The sequence below is a fragment of the Acinetobacter sp. B-6 genome (assembly GCF_056930735.1).
The window spans coordinates 386,305-403,816 of the sequence record NZ_JBXPBY010000001.1 but is presented as its reverse complement, the minus strand read 5'-3'; the positions used below and the strand labels follow the sequence as shown (position 1 = coordinate 403,816).

Sequence of the window (17,512 nt, the reverse complement as noted above, 5' to 3'; positions counted from 1 at the left end):
TAAATCTTGTTTTAAACCACAAAGAAGTTAACAACCTTATGGTTTGCCATTGTCAATCTCAAATTTTAAGCCTGTGCTGTAAAATAATCTTCGGGCAGTTGCATAATGAGATCAGCACCAGCTTGGATACGCTGTATTCTTGTCGCTAAGTCTGGAAGCACTTTAGCAACATAATACTGTGCTAAGACTAATTTGTTTTGATAAAAAGTGTCTGATTTACTTTGAGCCGCTTGAGCTATTCGTGCAAACATATAAGTAAAGCTCAACAAGCCAACCACATGTAAATAATCTACGGCAACTGCACTCGGAAAATCTGGACTCACTTTTGACTGCTCAATAATTATTTTCGTGATTTCGTCGACTTGAGCACAGACATCCAATGTGACCGCCTTAATTGACATTGCGTCCTGCATACTGTCGGCAAATTCACGTATTTCTGTCAGATAGTCTGCGATAAAGGCACCATTCGATTTAATTGTTTTTCGTCCAATTAGATCGAGTGCTTGAACACCATTGGTTCCTTCATAAATTTGGGAAATTCTCAAATCACGAATACATTGTTCCATTCCCCATTCACGAATATAACCATGCCCACCGAAGCACATTTGCGCTTCAAGTGCCGCATCCAGTGCCTTATCGGTCAGATATGCTTTTGCAATAGGTGTTAGAAATGCCACACGCTCATTGGCTTTTGTTATGCAATCAATGTCTGTTGAGAATTTGGTGATATCAAGTTGTTGTCCAACATACACAGCAAATGCACGTGATGCTTCATTATTGGCACGTGAGTTGAGCAACATACGGCGCACATCAGCATGAACCAGGATTGAGTCAGCAGGCTTATCTGGAGATTGTTGACCTGATGCAGATCGCCCCTGCAAACGATCTGTGGCATATTGCGCTGCATTTTGATAAGCAAACTCTGACGCACCGATTCCCTGAATCCCCATAGAAAGGCGCTCATAATTCATCATAATAAACATGGCTGCTAAGCCTTCATTTTCTTTACCTACAAGATATCCTTGAGCAGCATCGAAATTCATGACACATGTTGCTGAGCCTTTAATTCCCATTTTATGTTCAATAGAACCTGCAGTAACCGTATTACGCTTACCCAATGAACCATCTTGATTGATAAGAAATTTCGGTACGATAAATAAAGAAATACCTCGGGAACCTGCTGGAGCATGCGGCGTTTTGGCTAATACAAGATGAATAATATTCTCACTGAGATCATGCTCTCCACTGGTAATGAATATTTTTGTTCCTGAAATATTGTATGAACCATCATTATTAGGTACTGCCTTTGTTTTGATAATCCCTAAATCAGTACCTGCATGGGGTTCAGTTAGACACATGGTCCCTGACCATTCCCCTGTATAAAATTTTGGTAAGTAAGTGGCTTTTTGTTCTTCTGATGCTGCTTGATCAATTGCCATCCCTGCACCCACAGTCAACAGTGGATACAACATGAATGAAGGATTGCAACTCCAAATCATCTCATCTGCAAGCACGGTCAGCATTTTAGGCATGCCTTGACCACCCCATGCTTCATTGGCACCTAAACCAATCCAACCGCCTTGGGCAAACTGTTGAAAAGCTTCTTTAAAACCACGTGGAGTTTTAACTTCACCTTGGTTAAATTCAGCACCGCCTTCTTCATCCGCACTACGATTTAAATCCAGAATGACATTTTTAGAAAATTTTGCCATTTCTTCTAATATTGCATTGGCAGTTGCCATGTCCAAATGCGCTAAATTCTCGTTCTCTTGCCAGAACGTTTCAGCCTTAAACACATCTTGAAGAATAAATTGCATATCTTTCAGTGGTGCATTATAAATTGGCATGATTGCTTTCCTTGTGACATGACTTTTCAGTTGCGACTAAAGCCGTGTATAAATCTTTTTGCATTAAAAAAACAAACACCTCATTCATCAACCTAGCTATTTTATATATAAAACATATATAAATTTACAAAGATTGATCAACATTAGAAGTTTGTTTTCTTTAAACACCCCTTAGCTAAAGCCTTATATAATTTGTAAAAATAAAGAAATTACAAGCTTTTTAAGACAAAAGTAAGTCAAAAAACAATAATCCAATTCTTAAAATAATGGAAACATATTTACATAATTTGACCTCATAGGTTCAATTTTATTGACTTTAAAAAAGAAAATTCTTTATCTTTTGCCAATTGATAAATCAATGATTTTTGACTTGGAATCTCAGAGTTCTTTTGAAATATTTTCTTGAAAATGACGACTATAGTTTTATTGAATAACTCAAATAGCTGATATACTCTGATTCTAGTTCTTCATCAGTGGTTTTGGATTAATAGAATGAGTTCAGTGCGCCAACAAAATTTTCTTCTCCGTAAAGAGAAAATTTTAGCAATGGCAGAAACCTTATTGCTTGATAATAATCAGGATATTACTTTAAGTGAGCTTGCCGCAGAACTTGATATTGCTAAAGGCACGATTTACAAGCACTTTAAAAGTAAAAATCAACTCTACCTTGAACTGATTATCTTAAATGAAAAAAGACTCTTAGATATTTCCAAAGCCTACCATCACGACATTAAAATTTATGTCTCTCAATATATGCTGTATAACATGCTGAATTCGAATCGTACGATTCTATTACATGTGATCGAAGAGCGCTTAACCAACAATGAACGCAAGCTCAAAGATTTATTTGAAGAACTTTATTCAATCCGTGAGCAACGAATTTTAGAAATTAAAGACCTCTTTGGTGCACATCTCAAATCATTAAACAGCATTATGTCGATCCGTGATTATCTGTCTTATATTTGGACAGTCACCTATGGCGCATCCCTACTGTTAAATTCAACCCATTATCAAAAGTCAATTGGCTCTCGTGAACGCTTGATTAAACTTTATGTCAATCAAGCCCTGATGACACCTGATAAATTAACTGATTCAGAAACCTCAAACGATTGATATTCATTGTTTTCTGATCAGATTCACTGTTTAGTTAAGACATTATGATTTGCTATATATCTAATTCGTTTTGAGGGCTGAGTAACTGACTAGGTAATGGCATGGAATTAACTTGACTAAAAATTTCATAACACATATGTCTGAGCCACTGATGGCTGGTTTTATGGTGACAGGACATATGCCAATACTGTTTAATCGAATAGGTCGGAAACGAGATAGGTGCAGGAAAAATCTGTAAATTTCCTCGAGACAACAAAACTTCGCTCAAATAATACGGAACGGTTGCAATCGAGTCAGTATCTTGTACCACCAAGCCCACACCGAGATAACTTGGAATGCGCATTAACACATTACGTTTTAAATCCAAATTCAATAGCTCATTGGCAATGTGATAATGCCCCACCCCTGCATCAATATCGATGTGAGATTCACTCAAATACTGTTCAACAGTCATACTTTGCTGATTTAAACGTGGATGGTCTTTTGAAGCAATCACCACATAGAACTGTTCAAATAATTTTTGTTGATAGAATCCATTTTCCAATTGCGGTAAAAAGCCAATGGCTAAATCAATTTCTCCATTTGCCATTTGATAGCTGGTTTCAGAAGTAATGGCACGAACATTTAATTTAACATGAGGTGCATGTTGTTTGAGGTATTGAGAAATCTTTGGAAGCAAAACCAAATGTGAAACATCCGTCATAGCAACAGTAAACTGTTGATGCGATGCTGTTTCGTCAAAGTTCACACTAAAGTTATTGATAATTTCAACTTTGCTCAGAGCCTCGCTCACCAGAGGATAAAGCTGTTTCGACAATTCTGTAGGCACCATTTCATTACCAATCCGTAAAAATAACGGATCGTTATAGTGAGCACGAATTTTGTTCAGAATATTGCTTACTGTAGGTTGGCTCATTGCTAAATGGTCTGCAGCAACAGACACACTTTTAAATTTGTAGATATAGTAAAAAATACTGAGCAACTTACAATCTAACTCAAACACGAAATTACAACTCTCACATTTTTTGTATTCGGTGCTATATCTTCTGCTTTTTTATAAAAATTTCCAATGTTTTAATGTACCGATTTTAAACAATCAGACCAGTGATGAAAAATCGGTACATTTTACTTATATTCATTTCTATTCTTTTACAAATAAATCAACCATTAATTCATCGTCTGAATCTGTATAACGATATTCAGAAAAATCTGTGATGCCTGATTCTCGAAGAACATCTTCATCAATCAACAATCGCCCAGTCAACGCACGTTGTTGGCTATTCAATATATGATAAGCAGCATCCGCCATGATATTTGGTTTGCGTGCCTTACTGAACAACGCCTTACCGCCTAAAGAAAACTCAATTGCAGCAGTTGCAATAATCGTTCTTGGCCAAAGTGAATTTACACTGATTCCATAGCTAGCAAACTCTTGATTCATCCCCAAAGTCAACATACTCATACCATATTTAGTAATGGTATATGGTGCATAACTAGCAAACCATTTCTCATCTAGATTCAAGGGCGGAGAAAGATTGAGGATATGCGGATTATCGCTATTTTTTAAATAAGGTAATGCTGCTTGACTACATACCATCACCGCACGGGTATTGATTTGATACATCAAATCAAAACGATTTGGGTCAAGTAGTTCAACACCAGATAATTTAATTGCACCCGCATTATTAATTAAAATATCAATCCCACCAAATTGCGCGACGGCTTGCTGCATGGCTGCTGCCACAGCAATTTGATCTCTCACATCCAATTGAATTGCCAGCGCCTTCCCACCTGCTGCTTCAACCTCTTTCGCAACAGTAAAAATCGAACCTCCTAATTTTGGATGTTCTTCTGCAGATTTTGCAGCAATCACGATATTCGCGCCATCTTGAGCAGCTTTGAGTGCGATTTCACGCCCTATTCCACGACTTGCACCCGTGATAAAAAGTGTTTTTCCTTGAAGTGACATAACATCCTCTTTGTATTTGTTTTACGGTTAGATCTGTTGACACTTCACAGATGCTTGCGACATTAGACATTTTTAACCGCACAAGGCAGGCTTTGCAAAACTTAACCAGTCTAAGTTAACAAGACCAACATCTTCGCAACAAAAAAGCTCCTATCCAAAAGGGTTAGGATAGAAATGTCAACAGGCTCTAATCTACTAAATTTTATTTTATTCTTATAGCATTAAAACTTCCAATTTATGTACTCACCAGTACATTAATTATTTTAATTTTATCTCGCCTCAAAAACAAAAGCTTGCATATGCAAGCTTTTGATATATTCCCATGAAAAATTTAAGCTGCCCCAATCTTTGGACTCGCGCCAATCTGCCATACAAAAGGTAAAGGCTCATGATTCACCTCCCAATCTCCAATCACTTTTTCCTTATAAACTAAAGGATTATGTGAAGACACGACTCGCGCATTTCGCCAAAAGCGATCAAGCTGCTTAGATGTTGTACTGGCTGATGCACCCAATGCATTAAACAATTGGCTGGTTAGATCCAACACCAACGCAGAGATCACCACTTGACCTTGTGCCGACTCAAGTTCAGCATCATTATTCGCCTGAATATTTTTGATCTCAGACTCTCCAAAATGGCTAAGATACGCTTTTTGTAAAGCTTCTGCTGTTCGTAAGGTAATGGTTTCGCTGGCATAGGCTTGTGCAGATGCTTTACCAATCACTTGTAAAATTTGCGGATCATTACGAACCAGATCTGCATTGCCATGACTAAAGATACGATCACGCTTTTGTACTTCATGAATAAATGTGGCAACAGCTGATTGAGCAATACCCGACAAGGTCGCCAAATGAATGACTTGATAAAATGCTGTTTGGTATTTAAATCGTTGTTCAAAAGGCAATATATGATCACGCTCAATTGCAACATCAGTTAAGCTTAACGTACCACTTCCCGTCGTCTTTTGTCCAAAACCATCCCAATCGTCCAATACCTGCACACCCGAGGCATGGCGAGAAATAGCAGCAATCACATGTTGGTCAGTTGTTTCGTCATAGGCGAATAGATCGACCCAATCAGCAAAAATAGTGCCTGTTGAATAGTATTTTTTCCCATTGACCAACAGTTGATTATTTTTTTGTTTTACCCTAGTGATCACATCCCCAATTTTGACTTGACCAATTTCAGTCCAAGCATTTCCCACCAGATCACCTTGAACAAAACGTTTAAACCACAGCGTTTGATCAGCAACTTTATGCGCGTTTAAACGATCTTCGACAAAGGCAAAATGCCCCCGCAATGCCTGCACGATATTAGAATCTGCTCTGGCAAGTTCGATAAGTAACTGGAACAATTGAGGTAGAGCAACACCATCGCCACCAAACTTCACAGGAACACGAAGTGCCCCAAAACCCGCTTGTTTTAACCAGTTGATTTGTTCATATGGCAATGAACGTTGCTGTTCACGCGCGAGAGTTCCTTCGGCGATTTTTTCGAAAATTGGACGATACTTTGCTGCAACTTTTTCATAATTGGCTGTGATTGATAAATTATCATTAATATTGGTTTGAATATTTTGTTCACTCATGCTGGCTCTCCATTATCCTATTCTTATCACTCTTAGCTCCACGCATGGCGTGGCAAGTGAATGTTATTTAAATAATAATTACCAACCAAATTAAACTTCCAACGCACTGGGTCATGTAAAGTATGGGTGCGTGCATTGCGCCAATGACGATCTAAATTCAACTCGGATAAAGTTGAACGAGTACCCGATAACTCAAATAATTTATTGGACGCCAAAATTGCAATTTCAGTAGTTAGCACTTTAGCCTCGGCGACCAACAATGTCGCTTCATTGGCGTGCTCTTCTGAAGGTTGAGCAATTGCTAAATCAATTGCATCACCTGCCAAGTCTAAAACGGCTTCAGCTGCTCTTAATTTAATTTTTAATTCACCAATATTGGCGATGGTATAAGGATCATCGGATGCTTTTTCCAAACCAGAATCTACCCAAGGACGGGAATGCAATTTGACATATTGAATGGTTTCTTCAATCGCACCACGTGCAATTCCTGCATCGACGGCAGCTTGAATAAACTGAGAAATTGCGCCAGCCACTGTTGGTTTTTCAAATGCTTTATAGATCGGCACAATATATTGGGCGTCCACTTGTACTTGTTTCAATACCACTGTGCCACTTGCTGTTGTCCGCTGTCCAAAACCGGACCAATCATTAATTACCTCTAGTCCAGCTGTGGTTCGAGGTGTTAAAGCTACAACCGGCAAACCTTCTTCATTGACCGCAACTACAGGGACCCAATGCGCCAATAATGCACCCGTGGCAAAAAATTTTTGTCCGTTGATTTCATAGCCTTGAGCTGTTTGATGAATTCTCGTTTCCAAATCAGCAACTGTTTTGCTGCCTTTTTCTGAAAAGGCATTTCCTAAACGACGCCCTTTTAATATCTCTCCAAAGAAAAACTTTTGCTGTTCTGGACTTGCATCCAAACGTAAATGTTCAATGAATGCCCAATGGTTTTGTGCAATTTGCCCCAAGGATGGATCAACACTTGAAATCGTTTTGACCACTTCTGCTAAAGTTCGATATTTGACTTCAGCGCCACCAAAAGCTTTAGGAATATTGATTCCCCACAAACCACTTTGTGAATACTGTTGTATTTCAGCAAGAGGGAGACGGCGCTCATAATCACGTTGTGAAGCTTCTTTGGCAAACTCTTTCGCCAAAGCTTGAGCCACTTGAACAGCTTCTGCATCCGATCGAATCACATGTGCATCTTGATTAACTTCAAAAAAATGTAAAGGCACAGCCGTCTGAGAAGAAAAATTTTCTTGGTTTAAATCAGTCATTGTTGTCACTCTCTTAAAATAAGCATGACATTAAACTAGCATTATTCTTTTCAATCATTTATATCAATAAATGCATTCAATATTCAAAATAAAATCATAAATTTATCATTAAAATTCATAATCAATAAAATCAAAAAATAATACCCACATAAAGTGGGCATTCTATTGAATTTATCATGTTTTATTTCTAAGCGATGCATAATGCTTATTATTTTACTAAATATTAAGCTTTAAATAAAACATTGAATACTTGCTTAAACCAGCACATTTATATATTGAATGAACAAATTTAAAAACCTTTAAACCTGATGAAAACACTTAACTGGCTTGTGCAAATTTATCTTTAGTTACTTTTCTGAATTGTGCACCACGATGGTTTTCGACCAGATATGCACCCTGCCCAAATAACTTCTCTCTTAGCGTTCCAGTCCGATATTCAGTTTGATAGACCCCACGTCGTTGTAACTCGGGGACAATATACTCCACGACATCGATAAAAGTTTGATGTGCCAAAATATAAGCCAGATTGAAACCATCTACGTCAGTTTCTTCAATCCAGTGTTGCAATTCATCAGCAACCGTTTGAGCTGAACCGACAATTACAGGACCATTTCCACCAACACTATTCCATTGTGCAATTTCTTCTATCGTCCATACACGATTAGGATCTGCATTAACATAAGCATCTAACATTGATTGAATAGCATTGGTTTCAATATATTCCACTTTATCTTTTGCTTGATATTGGGAGAAATCTACTCCAGACCAGCCTGAAACCAATGTTAGCGCCCCATCATAACTTCCATAACTTTGATATTCTTTAAATTTATCCTGTGCTTTTTGATCGGTTTCATCAGTCACAATAGACAATAATGTATAAATTTTAACAGCATAAGGGTCTCGCCCTTCCTCACTCAATTTCTGACGAATGCTCTGAACAATTTTCTTTGCAGCAATTTTTGAAGGTGGTGCAATAAAAATACATTCCGCATTTTGACTGGCAAATTTTTGTCCACGAGATGAAGCCCCTGCTTGGTACAATACAGGCGTACGCTGTGGTGATGGTTCACAAATATGAATACCAGGTACTTTAAAATATTTACCTTCATGCAAAATCGGATGAACTTTGGTATGGTCTGCAAATTGACCAGCTTGTTTATCTCTTAAAACTGCTCCTTCTTCCCATGAGCCCTCCCAAAGCTTATACAGTACTTCTAAATATTCATCTGCAACGTCATAACGGTCATCGTGATTGAGTTGTGTGCTTAACCCCAGATTTTTAGAGCCACTTTCTAGATAAGAAGTGACAATATTCCAACCTACTCTACCCTTAGTCAAATGATCCAAAGTACTGATTCTTCGCGCAAAGGGATAAGGGTGCTCAAATGAAATAGAGGTGGTGACGCCAAAACCTAAATGCTGTGTCACTGCTGCCATTGCTGGGACAATTTGTAGCGGATCATTTACAGGAACCTGTACTGCTCCTGTTAAAGCATGCTCAGCACTTTGATGATATACATCATAAATTCCCAGCACATCTGCGATAAAAATCCCATCAAATAAGCCTTTTTCTAAAATCTTGGCAAGATCAGTCCAATATTCAATATCTTTGTATTCTGTAGAACGGTCTGATGGATGACGCCATAACCCCGGAGATTGATGTGCAATACAATTCATTTCAAAAGCATTGAAGCTAATTTGCTTAGTCATTTCTATTCAACATCGGTATTCATATTATTTTTATCCTATGCCATTTATGTCAATTCTTTTATCTTAATATCTTCAATGATTATCATGATTTTTTTTATATTATTTTATGGCTTATTTATATTGTTTTCTCACATCTTTTCATATTGCTGTGTTTAAAACAAAAAATAAATAACTTTGAGAGTAATACTACAATTTACTGAGTATAAATAATTAAGATGAAGTTTTGATTTTTTCAGCAAGTCTTCGACTGGCTTTAAAATCTTTATAGAAATATAAAAATAAACCACAAATTAATACGGCTGCACCAACAAATACCGTAATTGTCAGTTTTTCATTATTCAACATTGCCCCCAAAAACATGGCGATCATTGGTGTCATGACCGTTGTTAAGGATAAAGTCGTTGCTTTAATATTTTGAACCAATTTGAAGTAACAGAACATCGCCAACAATGATGCCATCAACACCGTATAAATTAGGGCAAATAAAGATTTAGTTTCTGGGATATGTGTTGGGGCATGTTGCCAGATAAAAGGAATAAGACAGCTTGCTGCTAAGGTTGAAACAAGGATTGAACCTGTTGCTTGTGCCATGGGTAGCACATCGGCATTGACCTTTTTGACCCAAAAAATTGACAAAGCATAAGTAAATACACTCATCAACATCAACCCGATACCGATAGGATGTACATATTGACTTGCACTACCACTCATACAGATGATTGCCAAACCGCATACCGCGACCAGCATGCCTAACCATTGAATTCCAAGCAAGCGTTGACCAAAACCAAAACGACCAATCAATCCCGCCATAATCGGTGCTAAACCAAACATTAACACAATAATTCCTGAACTCAAATAACTCGTTGCTGCATAAGTAAAAATCTGCGAACCAATCAAACTGAATGATCCTGCAAGGTAACTATGCAAAGCAATTTTATTGAGCGGTAGTTTGACTTTGAGGATTAAAAGTAAAAGTAATGCAATCGGCAATGCGATAAAAAAACGCAATACCAACGCCCACATCATATGCAAATCAGCCACACTCCAAACAATCGCCAAAGGCGTGCTTGCCCAAATGAAGACCAATAAAATATAGGTCGTCACTAGGTTAGATTTGGAAGGCATAATTTGTCCTGTAAGTCATCAGTTCAATTCAATGGATTGTCGAGTTAGAGATGATAAGATCAAACAATTATAAAAATTCAAAATAAAAAGCGAATGAAAATGGCTTAAATCGAAGTTTTCCGTTTCTGCTTTTGAATTGTTTGATCTAGGCTACTCGAAAATTCACGTTTATCACGTTCAGAAATTGGCGGCGGTCCACCTGTTTGTACACCTGCTCCACGCAAAGTATCCATGAAATCACGTAAATGCAGTCGAGCTTTTACATTGGCTGAGGTATACACCTCTCCACGTGGGTGAATTGCAACACCCCCTTTCTCAATAACTTGAGCAGCCAAAGGAATATCTTGAGTAATCACAATATCATGCTCACCCATACGCTCAACAATCTCTTGATCGGCTTGATCAGCACCAGACATCGCCTGAATTGAATTAATTCGAACCGAAGGCGTGATTCCAACAGGTTGATTGGCAACAAAAGTGACTTCGAGTTGGTAACGATCAGAAGCGCGTAAAATCACTTCACGAAGAATTTTAGGAAGTGCATCTGCATCGACCCAAAGTTTAAATGGCAGCACAAAATATCTCTAATCAAGATTTTCCAGTATTTTAGCAAAATGCTTATGGCGTGTCCTATGCTTATTATTTTATTTGTTTGTGCTACCTCAATATCCTATTGATCTTCACAAGAAGATTCTTATATTGTTCATTTAAAATACAACCCGAGCCATTCTTGTCGAAAATTCGCTTTAATCTTCTGGTTTTTCTTATGATTTTACATTTCGTGACTTGAAATTTATACATCATCCTCGATTTAATAGAATAAGAGAGGCATTTAATACGTGAAAATGAACAATCAAAACAGACCTGAAACAATTATCATCGAAGATCAAAATTTTGGTAGCCATGTCGAACATTGGAATCTTTTAACTGAGAATCCAACAACAGAAGTGCCCAAATGGTTAGGTCTTGCTTTAGATGCGCCTGTTATGCCGATGGGTCTATGTTCACAAGAGTGCGATATGGATGTATCAACTTGGCTGATTCAAGGTCCAAATGGCTCTGCTGTGCAATTATGCCAAGTCATCGATGTTGAAAATAACAAACCTAAAGCCGTCAAAACCGCATTTCCTAGTTTTGAAAGCCCATATCAATTAAATGCTTCTATTGATCGTATTATCACCTGTAAAACCAATACTCAAGCAGTACTAAGTTTAAAAGTTGGAACTAACAGTGTGGTCTACGCCTTTGATAGTTTATACAGTGTCAACAGTCATCAATACTTACAAGATCAGCAATATAGAGTTCAATTAAATGCATGGGCATATGAACTAGAGAAAGTTTCTGATCATGAACAAATCATTGTTGATGATCCTGCTTCAATCAAACATCATCGTGCATTGAATGATATTCTTTCACAAAACAATGGTGTTGCTCCAGAAAACTTGCAAGAGCAAATCGATGCATGGGAGCCCAAATCTGAGGACGATAAAGCTCCAGTAACCGTTGATTTTTCAAAAATGGTGGCATATCTGTACGGTGAAACACTCGGACAAGAAGATGAAGCATGGTTCCAAGGTAAAGTCGTTGGAAAGACTCAAATGCAGTTTATGCAACAAGATTATACACTTTACGATGTGACCTTGATTCTTGAAGAAAATCAACCTGCTATTCTTGTTCGAATTGCAACCAAAGACCCCGCTTATAAAAATTTCGAAATTGGTCAATACATTCGTGGCAATATTTGGATTCAAGCCAATATTTATTCTGCTGCATAAACTTGTATAGCATTCAAAAAAGCATGATGAAGGTCCATCATGCTTTTTTATTACACGTTTTGTAACATTTTTGATATATTGAATTTTTGCTGTTCAATTTTTCTTGTTTTGAATTCAAAATAACGATTTATCCACAATTTAAATTCAAAATGAATTAATCTCCCCCAATTTGTTTGTTAATAAATTAAGCAATATAAGGAATTATTTTAATAATCAAATGATCCCTATGTTTCTCAAAGTAGAGATTTATAAATTTATAAATAAATTTAAAAACAAACATTTAGACCTAAAAATTAATTTATTAAATATCATTGATTTGTGTATAGGCTAAGCTCGTTTAGCATGCATTTCTGCGTATTTTTTCCGATAAAATTTTGAAACAGCCAAAGTTATCCACAAACCATCCACAAAAACCCATGTTTTAAATTCATACTGTTTATATTTTTTTAGAGATAATAATTTCTCAAAAATTATAATAATTAGATTTAGCGCTTTATTTAACCAGTCAATTATGTTAAAAATACGACGAACCAGTAGGATTTAACAATAATTTAAAATCTAGGCTCAGTAATGAAAATTATACCTGAACAATCGACTAGTCTAATCAATCAAGTTAGTGGTTTTCACTTACGTTTGGATAAAGGAGCATGCTGCTTTTTTGTTCTGGGTATGTTTTTAGCTGCAATATTGATCCATATATTAGGCATCTTTCCAACGACTTAATGTGCAACATGATCTATTTACATAAAAAATCCCTCTTGATGATGATCAGAGGGTTTTTTATTCGCTTTAATCTTCGCCCTTCCTTTCTCTAATCTTGAAGTTAAAGAAAGAATAGAATGCCATCTCTAAAAGATGGCATGTTTTTATTCAGAACAGCCTATTAGCCATTACGTTGAGCAAAATCATCCATAAAGTTGACTAATGCCTGTACACCTTCTAAGGGTACAGCATTATAAATACTTGCACGCATTCCACCTACTGAACGGTGACCAGCAAGATTTAATAAATGATTTTCTTCCGCCTCTTTCAGGAACAATTTATCAAGTGCAGCATCAGCCAAGGTAAAAGGTACATTCATGATCGAACGGTTCTGAACTGCGATTGGATTGTTATAAAAATCGCTTGAATCAATATAACCATAAAGCAATTTAGATTTTTCAAGGTTGGTTTTATGCATTGCATCTACACCACCCTGTTCAAGCAACCACTCAAACACAAGACCAGACAAATACCATGCATAGGTCGCAGGTGTATTGACCATAGAATCATTTTTAGCTTGTGCACCGTATTTCAGTAAACTTGGAATTTCAGGTTTTGCTTGATCCAACAAGTCATCACGAACAATCACCAAAGTTAAACCTGCAGGACCAATATTTTTTTGCGCACCGGCATAAATCAGACCAAACTTTGAAACATCCAGTGGTGCAGATAAAATACTTGATGATAGATCTGAAACTAAAGGTTTATTGGTTTCAGGAATATTGGCAAATTGAATCCCACCAATCGTTTCATTGTCGGCATAATGAACATAAGCAGCATCATCAGACAGATCCCATGTACTTTGCTCAGAGATGGCTAATTTCCCCTCAATTGTTGTACCCGCCTCAACAATATGAATATCACCATAACGTTGCGCTTCTTGAGTAGCCTTTTCAGACCAAATCCCAGTATGGATATAATCTGCTTTTGAGTTTTTGCCCAATAAATTAAGTGGAATTGCGGAGAACTGAAGTGATGCGCCACCTTGCAAGAACAATACTTTGTAGTTCTCAGGAATGTTCATCAATTTACGTAAGTCTGCTTCTGCTTTTTCAGCGACAGCCACATAGTCTTTACTACGGTGGCTCATTTCCATGATGGATAAGCCTTTACCATGCCAATCCAATAACTCAGCTTGAGCTTTTTCTAAAACGGCAGTAGGTAATGCAGCAGGACCAGCACAGAAATTGTACGCGCGCATGATTTTTCCCTTTTATAAAGTGAAACGAATGAAATAGGCGCATTTAACCACAAATCGCCTTTTCTTGCAGTAGCTTTATCAGTCAATATTTCAATGTAATTGCATATTTAGAGCTAAGTTTTCAATAACAAAATTTGAATATTGTTTAAATTTTAGGGATCAAGTAGGTTACTGATTTATATTTTGGTTGTTGCGAACAATAGATTGGCGTTCCATTTAAAGATTCAGCGATACGACAGCTTGCATAGTTTTCAATTGCAACAGGATAAATGAAAGCTTCAAAATTAAAATGTCTTGAAGCCCAATCGGCAATTGCTGTCACGGCTTCTTTTCCATAAGCAAAACCATGGCGATCTTCTCTAATCCAGATACCTAACTCAGGTCTAGACTGCTTTGCTTGATGAAAACCAACCAAACCCAAAAATTCATCATTCAATTGATCTCGAATGACAAAAACCCAATCTGACTCATCTTGAATGGTGATTAACCATGTACGCCAAATATTTTCGAAAGCATTTTGATCTTGAGGTGGGTCCCAGGACATATACTTTGTCAATGTCGGCGTAATGCAGGCATAACACTCATCAGCGTCAGCATAAGTAAACGGTTTTAAACATAATCTTGTTGAACTGATCATATATTTGGGTTCTGTAGAGATATTGTTGGTTTGCAATCAAGTAGATGGATATAGCCATAAACCGTCTTGGCTTGTAGTAGACTTATTGGTCAAAATTGCCATATATTTTAAGTTTATAATCTATAATTCAATCAATTACTACTAGAGTCTGTTGATAATTCGTCTATCTTTGCGACTACACGTGTTTTTTAACTGATACTGGGCACGAAATAAGAAATTTTGCCGGTTAATCCTGAATTTAATCCAATAAAATTGACTGGACTAGGGCTATACATCACACTTAAGGTATACAATAAGATTTCCAAAATAGTACTCAACTTCGATCTAAAATAGTTTCAGATCATTAAATTAAGTACTTTAAAATATTTTGTATTGTACGTTTGTGCAGCGCTAATTTTCGTTTTCCACATAGCGCGCAAAATTATCTAAAATGGCTTGCCAGCCTGCACGCTGTTGTTCAACAGGGTATACAGTTTCAGGATCAAAGCTTATGCGAACCAATATAGCTTGGTCCTGTTGAGTAAAGGTAATTTCCGCTTGGCGCTCTCCAAATGAGTATGCAATTTTTTCATTTGGAATAATCTCTGTATAAGTGCCAGCAAAATCAAAGCCCATACTGCCATCTTTAGCTTCCATACGATTTGAAAACTCGCCACCAATGCGTAAATCATTTTTCGAATTTACCGTATGCCAATCAGGTGAAGCTGTATTCCACTGCTCTATATCCTGAGGGTTATTATAAATACGCCATACCACGTCTATAGGTGCCTTAACTAAAGATTCCACAGTAATTTTTGACATTTTCTTCTCCATAATTGTTTTACGATTCGATTGTTATTTAAATATCGCCTCAGCAATTATAATTTAATCAACCTTATGTACTGTATAAAACTACAAAACTACACATATTCTTAGGGCTATTTAGATTATTTACTCCAGCCTTTTCCATGTAAAATAGTTTTTAAATTTAGTCAGATGCAAAAGATTATGCTGATCAAATCACAACACCTTAAAAATAGAAAAGCATTATCCAAAACACTTCAACTTTCAACTTTCGGATATGTTTTTTACAGCCTGATCTTGGGGCAAATGAGTTTTGCTGAAAATTTAAGCTACAGCCAAGCAGAACAATATTTACTTGAAAACTCTTATACAACTCAAGCCAGTGACGCTTTAAATCGAGCATCAAAACTTCAAGCTGAGGCTGCAAAAAATATTGGTTTACCACGTGTAGACTTGAATGTCCGTGCTTATAAATTTCATACTGAAACCGACCTTCCATTAAACGGTGTGAAAAATAATCTCGAACAAACCTTATCGCAAGGTGTCAATGAACGTGTTGATCAATGGCAATCAGAACAAAATATTCCTTCCACGATCATGGATCCTTTAAAACAGGGATTAGCACAAGGCATTCATAGTGGTATTGGTTTAATTCCAGACACAGCAAACGTTGTATTAGAAGATGAAGTCGTTCGCCCAACAGTTTCAGTAATGATGCCAATTTATACTGGTGGTGTTACATCCAGCACCAAACAAATTGCAAATTTAAAAGCTGAACGTAGTCAGTTGGACGCTAAACAGCAACAAGATACGCAACGTTTTGAAGTGATACAGGCTTATTTTAATGTGCAATTACAACAACAATTTGTAGATGCCAGCCGTTTCAACCTTAAAGCAATGCAACAACACTATGACAATGCCCTCAAACTGGAGAAACAGGGTTTTGTCAGCAAAGGACAGCGTATGCAATTTGAGGTTGCACGAAATAATGCCTTGCGAACTGAACAAAATGCCACGGCGAATTTACAATCCAGTCAGTTTCAACTAAAAAATTTACTCAATAAATCCAGTATAGACCAACTAACAACCCCACTTTTTGTCAATCGTCAACAAAGCCAATCCCTAAATCAATTGCTTGATTCTTATCCTGAAACATCAAGTCTAGTTCGAAAGATGCAGATGGATACACAGTTGGCCAATCAAAATGTCAAAATTCAAAGTGCAACCAAAAAACCTACGTTATTTGCTTTTGGGGAATATAGTTTAGATCACAATCAAAACTGGATTGTAGGAGTTGCTGCCCGTTACAACTTATTCTCAGGCATTGATAAAAATAAAAATGTACAAGCTGCTGAATTGCAGCGATATGCGACTGAATTGATGACTGCACGTACCCAACAAGAGATTGAGAATATTATTTACAAATCTTATAGTGAGTTAAGTACAGCCCAACAATCCAATCAACTTTTACAACAAAATGAACAAGCTGCTCTCGAAAATCTCCGTATTCAGCAATTGTCATTTAAAGAAGATATGGGAACTGCAAGCCAAGTGATTGATGCACAGAATCAATTGAGTGTATTAAAAACTGAAAAAGCACTCAATGCTTATAAATATGTAATGGCTTTGGCGACCCTACTGCAAAGTCATGGCTCAATTTCTCAGTTCAAAGACTATGTTAATCAAACCAACACCGATTTTATTCGTTGAAGATGGAGC

General features: G+C 37.0%; 14 protein-coding genes and 1 pseudogene. 3 read left to right on the top strand and 12 right to left on the bottom strand.

Going from position 1 to position 17,512, the window contains the following annotated elements:
- Nucleotides 1-65: 65 nt before the first annotated feature.
- Nucleotides 66-1,847 (bottom strand): acyl-CoA dehydrogenase C-terminal domain-containing protein, encoded by a 1,782-nt coding sequence (locus AC1Z3T_RS01815; protein WP_100885514.1) that lies wholly within the window; start codon nucleotides 1,845-1,847, stop codon nucleotides 66-68.
- A gap of 492 nt (nucleotides 1,848-2,339) precedes the next feature.
- Between AC1Z3T_RS01815 and AC1Z3T_RS01810 the strand changes: the two genes are divergently transcribed.
- Complete coding sequence (locus AC1Z3T_RS01810; RefSeq protein ID WP_004824579.1) at nucleotides 2,340-2,960, top strand: TetR/AcrR family transcriptional regulator; 621 nt, start codon at nucleotides 2,340-2,342, stop codon at nucleotides 2,958-2,960.
- A gap of 52 nt (nucleotides 2,961-3,012) precedes the next feature.
- Here AC1Z3T_RS01810 and AC1Z3T_RS01805 read toward each other — a convergent pair whose 3' ends face one another.
- The 7 genes from AC1Z3T_RS01805 to AC1Z3T_RS01775 all read right to left on the bottom strand — a co-directional run bounded on the left by AC1Z3T_RS01805 (nucleotide 3,013) and on the right by AC1Z3T_RS01775 (nucleotide 11,210).
- Nucleotides 3,013-3,963, bottom strand: a complete 951-nt coding sequence (locus tag AC1Z3T_RS01805) for a LysR substrate-binding domain-containing protein (RefSeq protein WP_005032325.1) — start codon at nucleotides 3,961-3,963, stop codon at nucleotides 3,013-3,015.
- A gap of 138 nt (nucleotides 3,964-4,101) precedes the next feature.
- Entirely contained in the window at nucleotides 4,102-4,929 is an 828-nt protein-coding gene (locus AC1Z3T_RS01800; RefSeq protein WP_042086874.1) for an SDR family oxidoreductase, read from the bottom strand.
- Between the two features lie 331 nt (nucleotides 4,930-5,260).
- Nucleotides 5,261-6,517: an acyl-CoA dehydrogenase family protein gene (locus tag AC1Z3T_RS01795; protein WP_483396448.1), complete on the bottom strand. Its 1,257-nt coding sequence runs from the start codon at nucleotides 6,515-6,517 to the stop codon at nucleotides 5,261-5,263.
- A gap of 32 nt (nucleotides 6,518-6,549) precedes the next feature.
- A complete protein-coding gene (locus AC1Z3T_RS01790; protein ID WP_009584527.1) occupies nucleotides 6,550-7,800 on the bottom strand; it encodes an SfnB family sulfur acquisition oxidoreductase in 1,251 nt (416 codons plus the stop codon).
- A gap of 318 nt (nucleotides 7,801-8,118) precedes the next feature.
- Nucleotides 8,119-9,510, bottom strand: a complete 1,392-nt coding sequence (locus AC1Z3T_RS01785) for an LLM class flavin-dependent oxidoreductase (protein WP_100885516.1) — start codon at nucleotides 9,508-9,510, stop codon at nucleotides 8,119-8,121.
- 210 nt (nucleotides 9,511-9,720) lie between these two features.
- Nucleotides 9,721-10,635 carry a DMT family transporter gene (locus AC1Z3T_RS01780; protein WP_483396447.1) on the bottom strand — a complete coding sequence of 305 codons (915 nt, stop codon included), beginning with the start codon at nucleotides 10,633-10,635 and terminating at the stop codon, nucleotides 9,721-9,723.
- Nucleotides 10,636-10,739: 104 nt separating this feature from the next.
- Nucleotides 10,740-11,210: a YaiI/YqxD family protein gene (locus AC1Z3T_RS01775; RefSeq protein ID WP_004824594.1), complete on the bottom strand. Its 471-nt coding sequence runs from the start codon at nucleotides 11,208-11,210 to the stop codon at nucleotides 10,740-10,742.
- 270 nt (nucleotides 11,211-11,480) lie between these two features.
- Here AC1Z3T_RS01775 and AC1Z3T_RS01770 point away from each other — a divergent pair, with 270 nt between their 5' ends.
- The gene (locus tag AC1Z3T_RS01770; protein WP_010591375.1) at nucleotides 11,481-12,410 is read left to right on the top strand and encodes a hypothetical protein; all 930 of its coding nucleotides are present in this window, start codon (nucleotides 11,481-11,483) and stop codon (nucleotides 12,408-12,410) included.
- Nucleotides 12,411-13,293: 883 nt separating this feature from the next.
- Here the strand turns inward: AC1Z3T_RS01770 and serC are convergent.
- The 4 genes and pseudogenes from serC to AC1Z3T_RS01750 form a co-directional block, all read right to left on the bottom strand.
- Nucleotides 13,294-14,373, bottom strand: a complete 1,080-nt coding sequence (serC, locus tag AC1Z3T_RS01765; protein WP_005032331.1) for a 3-phosphoserine/phosphohydroxythreonine transaminase — start codon at nucleotides 14,371-14,373, stop codon at nucleotides 13,294-13,296.
- Nucleotides 14,374-14,518: 145 nt separating this feature from the next.
- Nucleotides 14,519-15,010: a GNAT family N-acetyltransferase gene (locus tag AC1Z3T_RS01760; RefSeq protein WP_100885518.1), complete on the bottom strand. Its 492-nt coding sequence runs from the start codon at nucleotides 15,008-15,010 to the stop codon at nucleotides 14,519-14,521.
- Between the two features lie 218 nt (nucleotides 15,011-15,228).
- A pseudogene (locus AC1Z3T_RS01755) lies at nucleotides 15,229-15,315 on the bottom strand (LysE family translocator); the annotation flags it as partial.
- An 85-nt stretch (nucleotides 15,316-15,400) separates the two neighbouring features.
- Complete coding sequence (locus AC1Z3T_RS01750; protein ID WP_004824604.1) at nucleotides 15,401-15,811, bottom strand: SRPBCC domain-containing protein; 411 nt, start codon at nucleotides 15,809-15,811, stop codon at nucleotides 15,401-15,403.
- Nucleotides 15,812-15,997: 186 nt separating this feature from the next.
- On the opposite strand from AC1Z3T_RS01750, the gene AC1Z3T_RS01745 reads away from it, so the two are divergent.
- On the top strand, nucleotides 15,998-17,503 hold the full coding sequence (locus AC1Z3T_RS01745; RefSeq protein WP_100885519.1) for a TolC family protein: 1,506 nt from the start codon (nucleotides 15,998-16,000) through the stop codon (nucleotides 17,501-17,503).
- The last annotated feature ends 9 nt before the right edge of the window (nucleotides 17,504-17,512 follow it).